Here is a 15400-nt window from a genome sequence, read left to right on the forward strand (position 1 = left end):
TGATGATGGACCGATGGACGCCGAGCTGTTCCCCCGCGGCCGCACGGAGATCGCGCCCGGCGCGGTCCACGTCCCGGACTGGCTGGACCCGGAGCGCCAGCGGCGGCTCCTGGCCGCGTGCCGCGAGTGGGCCCGCCCACCCGCCGGCCTCCGCACGGTCCGCACCCCCGGCGGCGGCACGATGACCGCCCGGCAGGTCTGCCTCGGCCACCACTGGTACCCGTACGGCTACGCCCGCACCGTCGTCGACGGCGACGGCGCACCCGTGAAGCCGTTCCCGGCCTGGCTGGACGACCTGGCCCGCGGCGCGGTCGCGGACGCCCTCGGCAGCGCCGGGACGGTCTGGACGACGGACCCGTACGACATCGCCCTGATCAACTTCTACGACGGGGACGCCCGTATGGGCATGCACCGCGACAGCGACGAGAAGTCGGACGCGCCCGTGGTGTCCCTGAGCCTCGGCGACACCTGTGTCTTCCGCTTCGGCAACCCGCGGTCGCGGGCCCGGCCGTACACGGACGTGGAACTGCGCAGTGGTGACCTCTTCGTGTTCGGCGGCCCGTCCCGCCAGGCGTACCACGGGGTGCCCCGGGTGCACGCGGGGACGGCGCCGCCCGCGTTGGGCCTGGCCGGGCGGCTGAACATCACCCTGCGGGTGAGCGGCTTCGGCGGCGGCTGAGGCCGACTCGGCCGCACCCGAGCCGGTACGGATCATGGGAGACTCGCCCTCATGGACGGCAAGGCGGCCCCCAAGGCGGCGGGCGAAGGGACACCGACGACGACACGCACCCGGCTGGACCGGGGCAGGGGCGCGCTCGGCCCGGCACTGGAACTGGTGCACACCGGGCGGGCGCCGACGAGGGCCGTGCTCACCGCCGAGCTGGGCGTCACCCGGGCCACGGCGGGTGCCGTGGCCGCCGAGCTGGAGGCGCTGGGGCTGATCCGGGTCGACGCGCACCCTGGTGCCGCCGCCGGTTCCCAGGGCCGTCCCTCGCACCGTCTGGAGGTCGCCGAGGAGGGTCCCGTCGCGCTCGCCGCGCAGGTGCACGCCGACGGGTGGCGGGCCGCGCTGGTCGGGCTCGGCGGACGGATCGTGGCGACGGCTCCCGGCTGCGAGACCGTCGACGCGGACCCGGCGAAGGTGCTCGGGTCGGTCGTCGAAGCGGGCGCGGACCTGCTTCGCGAGACGGGACGGCGCTGCGTCGGCGCGGGCCTCGCCGTGCCGTCCGCCGTGGCCGAACCGGCGGGTCTGGCGCTGAACCCCCTCCATCTGGCCTGGCCGGCCGGTGCTCCGGTCCGCGAGATCTTCTCCGAACGGGTACGGGCGGCCGGTATCGAGGGCCCGGCCTTCGCTGCCAACGACGTGAACCTCGCCGCGCTCGCCGAACACCGCCACGGCGCCGGCCGGGGCGCCCGCGACCTCCTCTGCGTGGCCACCGGGCACCGGGGCGTCGGCGGCGCGCTGGTCCTCGACGGCCGCCTGCACACCGGCAGTTCCGGCCTGGCCCTCGAAGTCGGCCACCTCACCGTCAACCCCGAGGGCCGCCCCTGCCACTGCGGCAGCCGCGGCTGCCTCGACGTCGAGGCCGACCCGCTGGCCTTCCTCACCGCGGCCGGCCGTGACCCCGGCCCCGTGGTCTCCCTGCTTCAGCAGGCCAACGACCTGATCCGTACCGAGTACGCCGACCCGGCCGTCCGCACCGCCACCGAGTCCCTCATCGACCGCCTGGGCCTGGGCCTCGCCGGCCTCGTCAACATCCTCAACCCCGACCGCATCATCCTCGGCGGCCTGCACCGCACGCTCCTGGACGCCGACCCCGACCGTCTGCGCACCGTCGTCGCCGACCGCAGCCTGTGGGGCCGCCAGAGCGGAGTGGTCCCCGTCCTCCCCTGCACCCTCGACCACAACAGCCTGGTGGGAGCCGCCGAACTGGCCTGGCAGCCGGTCCTGGACGACCCGCTGGCAGCCCTGACCTGACGGGCCCCGTACTCCCCGGGAGGTACTCCCACTGCCGCTGCCCGTACGACGACCCGCACCCCTGCGCGGCGAGAACCTCGACTCATCGACACAAGGCGCGTTCCGAGGAGATGAGTTCGAGATGCACACCCTCGCGCACTGGAACGGCGGCGGCCCCGGCCCGTGGGTCCTGTTCCTCCCTCTGATCTGGGCGGCGGTCCTCGTCGGCGTCGTCACCCTCCTGCGGCGCACCGTATGGCGCGGGCGCCGAGCCCCGTGGCGGCCGTCGGCGGACGGCTTCGCCTCCAACGGCGACCGCCGCCCCGCCGGCGACTCACCCTCCGGCGACTCGCCGATCGCGATGCTCGGCCGCCGCTTCGCCTCCGGCGAGATCGACGAGGACGAGTACTGGCGCCGACTGTCCGTCCTGGACGAGCAGTTCGGACGGTCGGGCAAGGGCGGGTGAGGTGTCGGTGAGTCAGCGGCCGACGCCGCGGGCCGGCGCACGGCCGAGCCGTACGGCGAAGGTGGTCACCGCCCGGTCAGCCTGCGACGGCCGACCGGGCGGGAGCGTGTTCGGGCCTGCGCCCGCGAGCGGCGGGCCGGCGCCCGGTGTCGCACGGCTGCAACTGCGGCAGGGGCTGCCCGACGTCGTACGGCGAGATCTTCGGCACCGCGGCCGAGGACGCCGGCAGCGTGAACCACACGACCTTCCCCGACTGGCCGTGCGGCCGGACGCCCCAGCTCTCGCTCACCGCGGCGACCATCGCGAGCCCGCGCCCACTGGTGGCGAAGAGCTCCGCGTCCTGGACGACCGGGAGGCGGGGGTCGTTGTCCTGCACCGAGACCGTGAGCCGGCCGAGGAGCAACTCCATCTCCACGGTGCACGACTTGTCCGGCTCCGCGTGCCGGTGGACGTTGGACAGCAACTCGGTCACACCGAGCGCGGCCCGCTCTATCAACGGATCCAGATGCCAGTAGCGCAATTGCGCAGATACGATTCTGCGGACCTGGCCGATCCGCGACGGCAGGGCTTGGAGCTCCACCGTGCAGTGCCTGCTTTGCTGGCTGATCACGGCTGCGACTCCCCGATGTGAGTCCGGAAGATCGGAGTACGGATCCAGCGAGGTGGCTGGGCGAAAAACGCCGCCTGCTGTGGGACGGCCGCCTGTGACTGCCGCCTGGTGGACGGCCGCCGGGGCTGCCGTCTGCTCGTGGGGTGGCTGCGTACCGATCGCCGCCCGCTGTCGTGGCCGGCGGGCTGGTTCGCAGCGTTATCGCCGGTAAACCCAGAGTTACGTGAGAACAGCGTGACCCAGGGGGTCGGGTCCCGCAACTCGCGGTTCTCAGCCGCCGCGCCCCGCCGCCCTGCGCACCGCCTCGATGAACCGGCGCGCCGAGGGCGGACCGGGCTTGCCCGGAGCGGGGTCGTGCTCGTTCAGGGTGAGCGTGTAGCGGGTGCCGTTGACGTCGGCCAACGCCCGGTCCTCGTTGGCGAACCAGGGCTTCGAGGCGCGCACCGCCTGCACCGGGGCGCTGTCGATCTCGCTGCCGTAACTGGTCAGCAACTGGAGCCGGCCGTCCTCGATCCTGACCTGGCCGGCCCGGGTGAGCTGCCGCAGCCGCTTCCCGATCCGCACGCCCGTGGCCGTGAACTCCGGCTCCGCCATGTGCCCCGCCCCCTAGTGCGCTTTCGGCTGTCCTCCGTCGTGATCCTTACCGGACCGCGATCCAGTGTGCCCGAGGGGCGCTTTTCCCCAGCGCCACCCCCTCGGGGGCCCGACCAGGCCCGTGCGGTGAAGTCTGCACGTCCCGGCCGTCGAGCACCAGTGCGCACGGTTGGTCGGGGGCGGGGTTCCGGCGCACGCGCGGCATGCGCCCCCCATGCGCCCCGCGCATGGCCGCCACAGGAGTGCCTTTGAGTTGCTCAAAGGCATGTTTATGCAGGTGAGAAGCGTGCGGAAGGTGTTTATCATCGGGACGTCCGACGCTGCGACACGCCGTCGGCGCACCCTGTGAGGAGCACGCCATGAGCACCCCCCGGACCACCCGCCCTGGCGCGACCCTCGACGTCGACCACAGCGACCCCACGTACCGGACCTGGCTCAAAGAAGCCGTCCGCCGGGTCCAGGCCGACGCCAACCGCTCCGCCGACACCCATCTGCTGCGCTTCCCGCTGCCCGAGAAGTGGGGGATCGACCTGTACCTGAAGGACGAGTCGACCCATCCGACCGGCAGCCTGAAGCACCGGCTCGCCCGCTCCCTCTTCCTCTACGGCCTGTGCAACGGCTGGATCCGGCCGGACCGCCCCGTCATCGAGGCGTCCAGCGGCTCCACCGCCGTGTCGGAGGCGTACTTCGCCAAACTGATCGGCGTCCCCTTCATCGCCGTCATGCCGCGCACGACCAGCGCCGAGAAGATCCGTCTCATCGAATTCCACGGCGGTCGCTGCCACTTCGTGGACGACTCACGGAAGATGTACGAGGAGTCGGCCCGTCTCGCGGTGGAGACCGGCGGCCACTACATGGACCAGTTCACCTACGCGGAACGGGCCACGGACTGGCGCGGCAACAACAACATCGCCGAATCCATCTTCCGCCAGCTGGAGTTGGAGCGTTTCCCCGAGCCCGCCTGGATCGTCGCCACCGCCGGTACCGGCGGCACCTCCGCGACCCTCGCGCGCTATGTCCACTACATGCAGTACGACACCCGCATCTGTGTCGCGGACCCCGAGAACTCCTGTTTCTTCGAGGGCTGGACCACCGGCGACCCGGACGTCACCTGCGACTGCGGCTCCCGTATCGAGGGCATCGGCCGCCCCCGCATGGAGCCCAGCTTCGTCCCCGGGGCCATCGACCGCATGATGAAGGTCCCCGACGCCGCCAGCGTCGCCGCCGTGCGGGCCCTGGAGCAGGCCATCGGCCGCAAGGCCGGCGGCTCCACCGGAACGGGCCTGTGGAGCGCGCTCAAGATCGTCGCCGAGATGGTCGCGGAGGGACGCCGGGGCAGTGTCGTCACGCTCCTGTGCGACCCCGGCGACCGCTACCTCGACAAGTACTACTCCGACGCCTGGCTGACGGAGCAGGGGCTGGACATCGCCCCCTACACGGCGGCCATCGAGTCCCTCCTGGCCACCGGGGTGTGGGCGGCGCCCCCGCGGTGAATCAGAGGTCGCCGTCCTCGTCCTCGCCGGCCACCACCAGCCGCCGCAGGTACTCGGAGATCTCCGCCCGCGCCTGCGCGGCCAGCCCGGCGTCCGTCACCAGCGTGTCCACCTGGTCCAGCGCGGCGAACGAACTCAGGCCCACCGTCCCCCACTTGGTGTGGTCGGCCACGACGACGACCCGCCGCGCCGACTGCACGAGCCGGCGGTTGGTCTCGGCCTCCGCCAGGTTCGGCGTGGACAGGCCCGCCTCGACCGATATCCCGTGGACACCGAGGAACAGCACATCGAAGTGGAGCGCCGCGATCGCCTGATCGGCCACCGGCCCCACGAGCGAGTCGGACGGAGTGCGCACCCCACCGGTGAGCACGACCGTCGCCGCCCCCTGCCGGGGGCCCGTCGTGCGCTGCGCGGCGTGGAAGACGTCCGCGACCCGCACCGAGTTGGTGACCACGGTCAGATCCGGCACGTCCACGAGCCGGTGCGCGAGCGCGTAGGTCGTCGTACCGCCTGACAGGGCGATCGCGGAACCCGGCGCCACCAACTCGGCGGCGGCCCGCGCGATGTCCTCCTTGGCGCTCAGCTCCAGCCCGGACTTCGCCTCGAAGCCGGGCTCGTGCGTACTCGCCTCGGCCACCGGCACCGCGCCGCCGTGCACCTTCTCCACGGCGCCCTGGCGGGCGAGCGCGTCCAGGTCGCGGCGGACCGTCATGTCCGAGACGCCCAGCTTCCGGGTCAACTCGTTGACCCGGACCCCGCCCCTGCGGCGCACCTCGTCGAGGATCAGGGCACGCCGCTGCTCCGCGAGGAGGTTCTGATTCTCACTCACGCTCGCTCCGGTCCTTTCGCCCCATCACGCCCGACACCCTCCCATACCCCCTCCGACTGGGACATTCCCCCGTCCCCGGTCCCGAGGACGTCCCATATTCGCACGCCACACCACGGGTCGCGCCACTGCCTGCACGCGCGCGAACAGCCGGTATCGCGTGTCCGCGCCCGTCACTATCACACGGATCGGGGAGATTCGGTGACCACAGGTGTACGAGGACCGCTTTGCGGCGATCATCTGTACCTGCACATGACACATGCCTCGCGGCGCATCACGGGGGAAGCGGACCAGTGGATCGTGCGACGGAGCACGCCGAGTACGGAGAACGCCCCGGACGGTCCGAGACGGGCGGGCGCGAGGCCACCGGCCGCGCCGGGACCGACGACGACATCGCACTCGAACTGCTCGTCCACGGCGTCGGCGGCACCACCCCCGAACGCATGCTGGACGACCCGCGCACCGTCCGCGTCACCGGCGACGACACGGCGGCCGTCTTCCGCCGCATCGACGACGCCGACGCCGAGACCCGCCCCGCCGGCCACCGCCGCGGACCCGTGCCCGAGGCATACGTCTGGTGCAACCTCACCTCCGGCAACGGCTCCCGCGCCCTGTGGTTGCTGCTGCTGCCGTTCATGGTCGTCAACCTCGCCCACTGGATGCGCCCCACCACCCGGGGGCGACGGCGGACGATACGTCTCCACGGCCTCCTCGTCCGCCTCACCGGCCTGACGCTGACCGTGCTGCTGGTGGCCGCCGCGTGCGAGGTCGCCCTCGATCTGACCGCCTGGCAGTGCGCGGGCACCCGCGCGTGCGCCGAGGCGCACACCTGGCTCGGCTTCCTCTCCCCGGACCTCTCCCGCCACGGCTGGTGGAGCGGTCCCGGACGCCGTCTCGCCCTGGCCGCCCTCGTGCCCACCGCCCTGACCGCGCTGCTGTGGTACCTCTCCCACCGCACCTGGAGCGCGTACGAGTCCCAGCGCCCCATGGACCGCGCGGACGTCCGCCCCGCCGAGGACGACGCCGAGCCCGTCGCGCTCGGCCGCCCCGGCTTCTGGTACGGGCGCCGTCTCGTGGCCAGGCTCCGCGCCGCCCACACGGCGGCCGCGTTCCTCACGGTCGCGGCGGCCGTCGGCACCTCCGCGGCCCGCGAGGACCGCCGCCCGGGCGGCCCGGCCGTCCTGGAACTCCTGGGGTGGCTGTTCAACGCGGCCCTCGTCGTGCTCGCGGTGGTCGTGGTGTGGGTGGTGTGCCGCAGGGGCCGCTCCGAGAAGCGCCTGGACCGCGAGCTCGACGGGCACCTGGTGCGCGGCCTGCCCACGGCCTCGATCGTCCTGCTCGTCCTCGCCGTGGTGTACGCGGGCTGGTCGCGCCCCGGCTGGCGGTCGGCGGGGCGGCTGCCGGGGGACCTGACCTTCGGCGGGATCACCCTGGTCCAGGGGCTCCTCGTCATCGCCCTCGGTGTCGTCGCCCGCGTCCTCCACCGCTCCCGCCCCGATCCGCGGACGGCGCTGTACGGCCTGGGCGGCCCCGCCGTCGCGATGCTGGCCTGCGCTCTCGGCGGTGTCATGACCGCCGGAGTCGCCCAGCGCGTCGCCGACTGGCTCGGCGGTACCGACGACGCCCTCCCCGGACCGCCGATCCTCCTCACCTGGCAGGCCGCCGTCATCCCGCCCCTGCTGCTGGTGGTCCTGGCCCTGCTCGTCTGGCTGGCCCGCCGCACCTGGGTCCTGCGGCGCGAGGAGGCCGCGGCGGTGGAGACGGAGTACGGCCTGACGGACGCCATGCACCGACGCGGGAGCGGCCCGGACGAGGAGCCCGAACCCCGCGACGCCGCCCGGACCCTCCGCATCGCCCGCACCCGCGCCATGGCCGCCCTCACCGACCGCGCACCCCGCGTCATCGGCGTCATCTCCACCGTGACGCTCCTGCTCGGCGCCGGAGCGCTGGCCGGCGCGTTCGCCACCGGGGAGCCCCCGGCGCGGGCGGCGCGGGACTCGCACGCCTTCGTCGCGGGCGCCGCCCAGACCGCGCAGGCTCTCGGGTCCTGGCTGATCGGCGTCGGCTTCCTGCTCTTCGTCACCTGGGGCCGCCGCGCCTACAAGGACGCCTCCGCGCGCCGCACCATCGGCATCCTCTGGGACGTCGGCACCTTCTGGCCGAGGGCCGCGCACCCCTTCGCACCGCCCTGCTACGCCGAGCGTGCCGTGCCCGACCTCACCTGGCGGATGGCCACCTGGACACGGACGACGGGCGGACGGCTGGTCATCTCCGGACACTCCCAGGGCAGCGTCCTCGCCGCGGCCGCCGCCTGGCAGCTGACCCCGTCGGTGCGCGGCAGGGTCGCGCTGCTGACGTACGGCTCACCGCTGGAGCGGCTGTACGGGCGCTGGTTCCCGGCCCACTTCGGCCCGGCCTCCCTCGCCTCCCTGCACCGCGAGGTCGACTGCTGGCGCAATCTGTACCGCCTCACCGACCCCATAGGCGGTCCCGTCCGGCTGCCCGGCCGATGCGGGCCGGAGGTCGACGCCGAGCCCTTCGAGGACCCCCTCGCCTACGGCCGCACCGCCGACCACCCGCTGCCCGCCCCGATCCTCGGCCACTCCGACTACCAGGCGGACCCCGCCTTCGCCGCCGAGCGGCAGCGGCTGCTGGCCCGCATCGACCCCGAGGTGCCGCGCCCCCGCGACTGCTAGGGCCTGTCTGACCATGCGCGTCTGCCGTGCGACGGGCCCAGGGCCGGGGCCGAGTGCCGTCGGGGCGCCCCGTCTACGCGTCGGGGCAGGTCACGTCCGCCCCGGGCCGCTGGCCGGTGAGCAGGAACGTGGTCACCGCCCGGTCGCCGCACGCGTTGCCCGTGCCCAGGTAGACGCCGTGACCGCCGCGCTCCACGGTGACGAGCCGCGCCCGGTCGCCGAGGGCCGCCCGCATCCGCAGCGCGCCGACGTGGGGCGTGGCCGGATCCCGCCGGTTCTGGATCATGAGGATGTTGGACGGGCCCTCGTCGGTGATCCGGGTCGGCCTCTCGGCGGGCCGGTCCTTCCAGTAGGAGCACGGACCGATGTTCACCGGCATGCCGGCCGTGAGCGGATACTCGACGCGGTGCTTCGCCACCGCTCGCCGGTGCGCCGCCACCGACGTCGGCCAGCGCACGTCGTTGCAGATCACCGCCATGACCGCCGCCGCGTCCTCGTCGCTCAGCGGCCCGGCCAGATCGGGCGGCAGGACCGGCGTCGCCTTCGGGTCGCCGGCCTGCCGTATCAAAAGGGCCAGTTTGTCGAAGGACGCGTCGTTGTAGAGGGCGAGCTGCATCGCCTGGCGCAGCCGGTTGCCCGTGAGCGGCACACCCGGGGTGGTCGTCTCCCGTGGCGCACGGTCCAGTTCGGCCGCCAGGGTCAGGAACAGGGGCCGTACGTCCTCCGGCCGCTCGGCGAGCCGCGAACCCTGCGGCGCGCGGGCCGGATCGGCGGCCCAGGCGGCGAAGTCCGGGAACCGGTCCTCCGCACCCCGCGCCATGTTCTCCAGCCAGCGCCGCGCGACCCGGCGCGGATCCGGGTCGTCGTTGCTGTCCAGCACCCAGCGGTCGGTCCGCTCCGGGTACTTCTGCGCGTAGACGGCGCCCACGTACGTCCCGTACGACACTCCGTACGCCGACAGCCGCTCCTCGCCCAGGGCCTGCCGGAAGCGGTCGATGTCGCGGACCTCGTTGGCGGTGGTGAGACTGCGCAGCACGGCCCCGCCGTTCCTCGCGCACGCCTCGGCGGTGCGCCGGGCCCGGGCGGCGTTCTCGCCGATGCCGCCGTCGGGCTCGGGCCAGCTCCGCAGGGTGACCAGATGCCGGTCCTCGGCGGGGAGGCCGCAGCTCGCCCTCGTGCTGCCGCCCACGCCCCGGGGGTCCAGGCTGACGATGTCGTACGCGCCGCCGAGTTGGCCGCGCAGCGCCTTCCCCTGCTGGGTCAGCCGCCGGACGCCCGAACCGCCCGGTCCGCCCGGGATGACCAGGAGCGTGCCGCGCCGAGCCTCGGGGTGCTCGCTGCGCAGCCGGGACACGGCGAGCGTGAGCCGCGGGCCGTCGGGGTCGCGGTAGTCGAGCGGGACGGGCAGGTCGGCGCACTCCTGGTCGGCGGGGCCGTTGGGCTGCGCGCACGGGCGCCAGGTGAGCGGGGGCGGCGTGGAGGGTGCTCCGGCCGCCGGACCGGCGACGGCGGTCAGCGTCGTGGCGGCGGCCGACACGGACAGGGCGAGGACGAGGGCTCGTCGGGTGCGATGCGTCATGGGGATCATGCTGTCGGCCGACGCCCTTCGGCCCCATCCGGCCGACCGCACACCCGTGGTGGGGTTCTCCCCCTGGGGCTCACCCCAGGGGCCGTGCCCCGGCTGCTCGGCGGCACGCGCCGGGGGGCGCCGTCACGGCAGCTCGGGAAGGTCCTCCGCGTAGAGCAACGTGAGGTCGTCGGTGCTCGGTTCGTCGACCTGGGCGACCCGGCTCGCGTGGCGCTCCACCATCGCCTCGAAGGTCTGCCGCGCGGTACGGCCGTTGCCGAAGGCGGGTCCCTTGGGGATCGCGGCGAAGTACTTCAGCAGGGCGTCGCCCGCCCCGGGCGCCAGCCGGTACTCGTGCTCCTCGGCCTGCTGCTCGACGATGCGCAGCAGTTCCTCGGGGACGTAGTCGTCGAAGGTGATCGTGCGGGAGAAGCGGGAGGCCACACCGGGGTTGACGGTGAGGAAGCGCTCCATCTCCGCCGTGTACCCGGCGACGATCACCACGACGGCGTCCCGGTGGTCCTCCATCAGCTTCACGAGGGTGTCGATGGCCTCCTTGCCGAAGTCCCGCCCGGAGTCCTCGGGGGACAGCGCGTACGCCTCGTCGATGAACAGCACCCCGCCACGGGCCCGTTCGAACGCCTCCTGGGTGCGGATCGCGGTGGACCCGATGTGCTCGCCGACCAGGTCCACCCGGGACACCTCGACGAGGTGGCCCTTGTCGAGGACACCGAGGGAGGCCAGGATCTCGCCGTAGAGACGGGCGACGGTGGTCTTGCCGGTGCCGGGGGAGCCGGTGAACACCAGGTGCCGTTTGACGGAGGCGGCCTTCAGACCGGCCTGTTGGCGGCGTCGGCCCACCTCGATCATGTCCGTGAGGGCCCGCACCTCGCGCTTGACGCTGTCCAGGCCGACCAGCGCGTCCAGTTCGCCGAGCACGGCCTTCGACGTGCGGGCCCGCTGCTCCGGCTCCTCGGCGGGCGCGGTGAGCGCCGGCGGGTCCGGATCGACGGCGCGCTGGCCGGGGATGGAACCCAGCAGGCCGGGGGAGCGGGGAGCGGTCTGCGTCGCCGTCTCGTGCGCGACGGGGGGCCGCACGCCGCCGCTCTCGTCGCTGGCGCAGTCCTCGACCACGGGGCCGCCGCCGGGGGTGCCGGGGCCGCCCTCCGCGAACTCGTAGCCGCCGCGCGCGCAGCGCTCGGTGCGGCACTTGCGCAGGGTCGCGCGGCAGCCGTCGATGATGTGGAAGCCGTAGCCGCCGCTGCCGGTCACCCGGCAGTTGAGGAAGCTGCCGCGGCCCTCGGCCGAGACGTAGAAGCCCGCCTCGGCGGGCGAGGTGACCGTGCAGCGCTCGATGGTGGGGTCCGCGCCCTTGGTGACGATCACTCCGGTCTGTGTGCCGTCCAGGGTGCAGCCGTTGAGGGTGCCGCCGCTGCCGTGGTCGCGGAACCAGGCGCCCGTCGCGGCGTCCCGGATCCGGCAGTCGTCGAGCTGCGCGGTCGCTCCGTCGCTCACCGAGACCGCCGTGTTCCGCACCTGCGACAGATCGCTGTCCACGACGTCCGCGCGGGACCCCCGGTCCAGGACGAACAGGGCGTCCGGCACGTCGTGGACCCGGCAGGACTCCAGGACCGCCGTGGCCCCGTCGCTGACCCAGACGGCCGGGTAGTCGCCCGTGCTGTCGAAGATCTCGCACTGGTTGGCGTCCACGCGGGTGCCCGGGTCCCACACCGACAGTCCGTTGCGCCCGAACTGCCGCACCGTGGTGCGGGTCAGGGTGAGCACGGAGCGGGACCGCAGGTCCACCGCGTTCTCCGGGATGTCGTGGATACGGCAGTCCGCCAGGGTGAGCACGGCGTCCGTGTCGAGCGTGACGCCGTCCGCGGTCGTCCGGTGCACATCGCAGTCGCTGAGATGGGCCGTCGCCCGGCCGGTGATCTGGACGCCGCTGCCGCGGACCTCGTAGATCTCGCAACCGACGGCCTCCAGGGCGGAGTTCTCGCCGGTCGCCGTCAGACCCGAGCCGGAGGCGTGGTGCACCCGGCACCGGTCGAGCCGCGGATGGCCGCCGCCGCGCACCGCGACACCGGCCTGCCCGGCCGCGACGACCTCGCACTCCTCGAACACCCCGCCGCCGCCGTCGACCACGGCGATGCCGATCCCGGCGGGATTGTCGACCGTGCACCGGCGCACCGTCGGACGGGCGGTGCCGCGCACCTCGATGCCGACCGCGGAGCGGGTCACGATCCGCAGGTCCATGAGTTCGGGTGTGCCGTCCTCGACGAGCAGTGCCGGGGCCGCCGCGTCCTGGCCCTCCACGTGCAGGTCCTGCACCACGGCGGAGGCGGACACCGTCAGCGGCACCCCGTCCACGGGCGCGATCCGCACGGAACCGGGCGACCCCTCCGGGCCGCGCAGCGTGACCCCGCGCCGCACGACGAGGTTCTCCCGGTACGTGCCGGGGGCGACGATGAGCACATCGCCGTCGCTCGCGGCCTCCAGGGCCGCGGCGAGCGATGTGTACTCACCCGTGCGGCGCCGCCACCGCGATGTACCGGTGTGCGTCACCTGGACCGTGCCCTGTGCCATGGCGTTGCTGTGCCCCCACCTCGTGGAACGCGGGTCGATGCCGAACAGTTCGGCTGGTCGGTCCACCGTAGCGTGCGCGGGCAGGGGGAGTTGACCGGAGTGGGAAGGCCGTCAGCTGCCCGCGCCCGTCCTGCCCCAGTCCGGCCCCGCCTTGTCCCATGCCTGGTCCCAACACGCGTACCGGTGGCGGACCATGCGCCAGACGATCAACCGTCTGCAGCCCTCGATGAACCCCGCGGCCAGTACGGCCGCGCCGATTCCGGCCAGGACCGCGTGGGTGGTCGCGGTGGCGCTGTCGAGCGGCCTGCCGACCGTACGGCCCTGGGCGTCCGTCCACAGCGCGAAGCGGTCCCCCGGCCGCGGGTCCTCGAGGCCGGCCATGACCGTGCCGTGCCGGTCGGTGCCGTCGGGGCCGGTCCAGTCGGCGACCACGCGGCTGTGCCGGTCGCGGGAGGTCGACGTCTCGGGGTCGGGGTCGATCGGATAGCCGGCGACCCGCTTGACGACGGTGGCCGTCACCAGATGCCGGGCCGCCCGCTGCTCCCGTACGGACTGCTGCAGGGAACTCTGGGCGGTGGTTCCGACGGCGGCGCCGACCAGGGGGGTGGCGACGAGGATCAGGACGAGGGCCGCGAACGCCAGCCACGCCTCGACGAGATCGGTCGTCCGGCGCAGGGGATTGCGGCGCCAACGCCACAGTCCGCCGACTGCCCCCAGCCCGCCGATCGCCCGCACAGTCCCACGCCCCCTTCCGCGTCCGTGATAACCCCCCGGCGGGGACTCCCACGCGCGGTACCGGTGAAGAGAGAGCGAAATCACCTCTCCCACCGGCCTTCTCATGAACTTCTCACAAAGGCCCAACGGCCAAGCCGGCCACCCGTGTTCCCGGCCCGCGACCGAATCCGCGATGTTGAATTTTCAAGGTGGATGGTACTCCCATGCGTCCCTGGGGATCTCCGAGGGATCTCCCAGGGCCGAACTCCCGGGAGGCGCAAGGCTATTCCAGTACGCGCACCGGATCCCCGATCCGAACCGTGCCCAGGGATTCGGGAACCAGGTTCTGACCGAAGACCAGCTTGTCGTCGAACCGCCGGTGTCGCGCGAGGGTGCGCAGCGGCTCACGGCCGCGCTCGGCGGTGCCCTGGTCGGTGGTGGTCACCACGCACCGCCCGCACATCTTGGCGACCCGGAAGGCGACCTCGCCGATGGCGACGCGCCGCCAGCCGTCCTCGGCCCACGCCTCCGTGCCGTCCACCACGACGTTCGGTCGGAAGCGGTTCATGGGCAGCGGGCCCTCCTCGGGGTGGTCGCCGTGGGCGATCAGGGAGTTGAGGGCGTCGAGCGAGGCGAGGGTGGTGAGCAGCAGGGGGTAGCCGTCGGCGAAGCTGACCGTCTCTCCGGGGCGGGCGAACTCGGGGTCGACGGGCCGGCGGGTGGCCGGGTCGTCGAGGTGGACCAGGCGCACAGGGACGCCCAGGTACTCGCTGAACCAGGCGTGCGCGGCGGGGTCGGCGGGGACCGCCTCGACCTTGTCCCGCCAGATCTCGACCGTGATCGTCGGGGCCGGCCCGGGCACGGCGACGGCGAGCGGCTCACGGCCGGGGGCGGACAGCACGACACCGCCGCCGGGCTCCAGCCCGGCGGCGGCCAACGCCATGCTCGGATGCGGGCGTTGTGTGATGACCTTGCCCGAGTCGTCGACCAGCACCCAGCGTCGGTCACCCGCCAGACCCCAGGGCTCCACGACGGCCTCCTCGGGGGCGAAGCCCCGGGCCGCCTTCAGCGGGTGGACGTGGATCGAGTGCAGTGACGGATTCCCCATGGGGTCATCCTGCCAAACGGCGGCGACCACCCCACGCGGAATTTTCTGAGTCGGCTCAGTATCGCGGCTCAGTACCCGCGGTACTGCTGGCCGTTGTACGGATCCTGCGGGTACGAGGCCGTGGGGGCCGGGCGCGGGGCGGCGGGGCGCATGGCCTCGTATCCCGTGCCGGCGCCCATGGGGCGCTGCTGCTGCGGCTGCTGGGCGCCGGGGTAACCACGCGGGCCGGCCGCCTGCTGCGGGATGTACGCGCTCGGCGCCTGCTGGAGCGGCGACGGCTGCTGGGCCTGCGGGTAACCGTAGGCGGGGGAGGGCTGGGAGGGGCCCGCCGGCAGCGCCGGGAGCGCCGACGGCAGCGCGGGCAGACTGCTGCCCGGTGTGTCGTACGCGGCGGGGACTCGGATCGGCGCGATCTGAGGGGTTCCCCGCTCGGCGACGAGAGAGTCGTAGATCGGGGTGTCCGCGAAGGACGAGGCGGAGTAGTAACCGCCGCCGTAGGTGGAGCGGGGGGAGGTCATGGCACATAAGTTAAGCCCACGATGTGCTGGTTGGGGAGACCGATAAGAGGGTTGTTTTCCGTGTCCGCCGTGACGCTGGATCCCCAATGCGAGCGAACTCGGCGAAAAAGGGCGGCAAAAAGTGCTGTGATCGTGTAAAGGCCGAGTTCCGAGCGGGTTACCGACGGTTGGCCATGATCTTTCGGTACGGCTTCTGGGGGTTCGGGCGCCGGGGGAATAGGTTTGGCGCCGACAAGCGGGCCGGACGCTTCGGATCGACCGC

Annotated in this window: 13 protein-coding genes; 5 read left to right on the top strand and 8 right to left on the bottom strand. The window is 73.4% G+C overall.

What is annotated here, in order from left to right:
* Nucleotides 1–13: 13 nt before the first annotated feature.
* The 3 genes from ACZ4Z2_RS15635 (at nt 14) to ACZ4Z2_RS15645 (ending at nt 2423) form a co-directional block, all read left to right on the top strand.
* Nucleotides 14–679, top strand: coding sequence for an alpha-ketoglutarate-dependent dioxygenase AlkB family protein (locus ACZ4Z2_RS15635; protein WP_468076185.1), 666 nt, complete (start codon nt 14–16; stop codon nt 677–679).
* 51 nt (nt 680–730) lie between these two features.
* Nucleotides 731–1978, top strand: a complete 1248-nt coding sequence (locus tag ACZ4Z2_RS15640; protein WP_468076187.1) for an ROK family protein — start codon at nt 731–733, stop codon at nt 1976–1978.
* Nucleotides 1979–2099: 121 nt separating this feature from the next.
* The gene (locus tag ACZ4Z2_RS15645; protein ID WP_468076189.1) at nt 2100–2423 is read left to right on the top strand and encodes an SHOCT domain-containing protein; all 324 of its coding nucleotides are present in this window, start codon (nt 2100–2102) and stop codon (nt 2421–2423) included.
* A gap of 76 nt (nt 2424–2499) precedes the next feature.
* Here the strand turns inward: ACZ4Z2_RS15645 and ACZ4Z2_RS15650 are convergent, their stop codons facing one another.
* Nucleotides 2500–3033 (bottom strand): ATP-binding protein, encoded by a 534-nt coding sequence (locus tag ACZ4Z2_RS15650; RefSeq protein ID WP_468076190.1) that lies wholly within the window; start codon nt 3031–3033, stop codon nt 2500–2502.
* A 270-nt stretch (nt 3034–3303) separates the two neighbouring features.
* Nucleotides 3304–3627, bottom strand: a complete 324-nt coding sequence (locus ACZ4Z2_RS15655) for a hypothetical protein (RefSeq protein WP_451293521.1) — start codon at nt 3625–3627, stop codon at nt 3304–3306.
* 359 nt (nt 3628–3986) lie between these two features.
* Here ACZ4Z2_RS15655 and cds1 point away from each other — a divergent pair, with 359 nt between their 5' ends.
* Nucleotides 3987–5120 carry an L-cysteine desulfhydrase Cds1 gene (gene cds1 / locus ACZ4Z2_RS15660; protein ID WP_468076193.1) on the top strand — a complete coding sequence of 378 codons (1134 nt, stop codon included), beginning with the start codon at nt 3987–3989 and terminating at the stop codon, nt 5118–5120.
* A gap of 1 nt (nt 5121) precedes the next feature.
* Here the strand turns inward: cds1 and ACZ4Z2_RS15665 are convergent, their stop codons facing one another.
* Complete coding sequence (locus ACZ4Z2_RS15665) at nt 5122–5949, bottom strand: DeoR/GlpR family DNA-binding transcription regulator (protein WP_468076195.1); 828 nt, start codon at nt 5947–5949, stop codon at nt 5122–5124.
* Nucleotides 5950–6239: 290 nt separating this feature from the next.
* Between ACZ4Z2_RS15665 and ACZ4Z2_RS15670 the strand changes: the two genes are divergently transcribed.
* Nucleotides 6240–8642: a hypothetical protein gene (locus ACZ4Z2_RS15670; protein WP_468076197.1), complete on the top strand. Its 2403-nt coding sequence runs from the start codon at nt 6240–6242 to the stop codon at nt 8640–8642.
* A gap of 73 nt (nt 8643–8715) precedes the next feature.
* Here ACZ4Z2_RS15670 and ACZ4Z2_RS15675 read toward each other — a convergent pair whose 3' ends face one another.
* The 5 genes from ACZ4Z2_RS15675 to ACZ4Z2_RS15695 form a co-directional block, all read right to left on the bottom strand.
* Nucleotides 8716–10221, bottom strand: a complete 1506-nt coding sequence (locus ACZ4Z2_RS15675) for an alpha/beta hydrolase (RefSeq protein ID WP_468076199.1) — start codon at nt 10219–10221, stop codon at nt 8716–8718.
* Between the two features lie 132 nt (nt 10222–10353).
* The gene (locus ACZ4Z2_RS15680) at nt 10354–12798 is read right to left on the bottom strand and encodes a right-handed parallel beta-helix repeat-containing protein (protein WP_468076201.1); all 2445 of its coding nucleotides are present in this window, start codon (nt 12796–12798) and stop codon (nt 10354–10356) included.
* Between the two features lie 111 nt (nt 12799–12909).
* Nucleotides 12910–13533: an Rv1733c family protein gene (locus ACZ4Z2_RS15685; protein WP_468076202.1), complete on the bottom strand. Its 624-nt coding sequence runs from the start codon at nt 13531–13533 to the stop codon at nt 12910–12912.
* Between the two features lie 262 nt (nt 13534–13795).
* Nucleotides 13796–14620 (bottom strand): MOSC domain-containing protein, encoded by an 825-nt coding sequence (locus tag ACZ4Z2_RS15690; protein WP_468076204.1) that lies wholly within the window; start codon nt 14618–14620, stop codon nt 13796–13798.
* Between the two features lie 68 nt (nt 14621–14688).
* Nucleotides 14689–15138, bottom strand: a complete 450-nt coding sequence (locus ACZ4Z2_RS15695) for a DUF6643 family protein (protein ID WP_468076205.1) — start codon at nt 15136–15138, stop codon at nt 14689–14691.
* Nucleotides 15139–15400 lie beyond the last annotated feature (262 nt).

This window comes from Streptomyces sp. NPDC030183, from assembly GCF_055573455.1.

Excerpts from the sequence above, each read along its gene's own strand:
- ACZ4Z2_RS15635 (WP_468076185.1), top strand. The coding sequence starts at position 14 with ATGGACGCCGAGCTGTTCCCCCGCGGCCGCACGGAGATCGCGCCCGGC.
- ACZ4Z2_RS15640 (WP_468076187.1), top strand. The coding sequence starts at position 731 with ATGGACGGCAAGGCGGCCCCCAAGGCGGCGGGCGAAGGGACACCGACG.
- ACZ4Z2_RS15645 (WP_468076189.1), top strand. The coding sequence starts at position 2,100 with ATGCACACCCTCGCGCACTGGAACGGCGGCGGCCCCGGCCCGTGGGTC.
- ACZ4Z2_RS15655 (WP_451293521.1), bottom strand. The coding sequence starts at position 3,627 with ATGGCGGAGCCGGAGTTCACGGCCACGGGCGTGCGGATCGGGAAGCGG.
- cds1 (WP_468076193.1), top strand. The coding sequence starts at position 3,987 with ATGAGCACCCCCCGGACCACCCGCCCTGGCGCGACCCTCGACGTCGAC.
- ACZ4Z2_RS15675 (WP_468076199.1), bottom strand. The coding sequence starts at position 10,221 with ATGACGCATCGCACCCGACGAGCCCTCGTCCTCGCCCTGTCCGTGTCG.
- ACZ4Z2_RS15680 (WP_468076201.1), bottom strand. The coding sequence starts at position 12,798 with ATGGCACAGGGCACGGTCCAGGTGACGCACACCGGTACATCGCGGTGG.
- ACZ4Z2_RS15690 (WP_468076204.1), bottom strand. The coding sequence starts at position 14,620 with ATGGGGAATCCGTCACTGCACTCGATCCACGTCCACCCGCTGAAGGCG.
- ACZ4Z2_RS15695 (WP_468076205.1), bottom strand. The coding sequence starts at position 15,138 with ATGACCTCCCCCCGCTCCACCTACGGCGGCGGTTACTACTCCGCCTCG.